The following is a 399-nucleotide window of genomic DNA, read 5'->3' as shown; positions in this document are numbered from 1 at the left end:
GATATGAACTCTTGGGCGGTATCAGCCTGTTATCCCCGGAGTACCTTTTATCCGTTGAGCGATGGCCCTTCCATTCAGAACCACCGGATCACTAAGACCTGCTTTCGCACCTGCTCGAGCCGTCACTCTCGCAGTCAAGCTAGCTTATGCCTTTGCACTAACCTCCTGATGTCCGACCAGGATTAGCTAACCTTCGTGCTCCTCCGTTACGCTTTAGGAGGAGACCGCCCCAGTCAAACTACCCACCAGACACTGTCCCCACGCCAGATTATGGCGCCAGGTTAGAACATCAAACATTAAAGGGTGGTATTTCAAGGTTGGCTCCACGCAGACTGGCGTCCACGCTTCAAAGCCTCCCACCTATCCTACACATCAAGGCTCAATGTTCAGTGTCAAGCT

Annotated in this window: 1 rRNA gene; it reads right to left on the bottom strand. The window is 52.6% G+C overall.

The window, feature by feature from the left end:
* Positions 1 to 399: ribosomal RNA gene (locus tag DW58_RS12030) — 23S ribosomal RNA — on the bottom strand; the annotation flags it as partial.

The sequence above is a fragment of the Siccibacter turicensis LMG 23730 genome, from assembly GCF_000463155.2.
GTDB classification, from domain to species: Bacteria; Pseudomonadota; Gammaproteobacteria; order Enterobacterales; family Enterobacteriaceae; genus Siccibacter; species Siccibacter turicensis.
The sequence above is the reverse complement of the archived record's forward strand: the minus strand, read 5'-3'. Positions and strand labels throughout refer to the sequence as shown.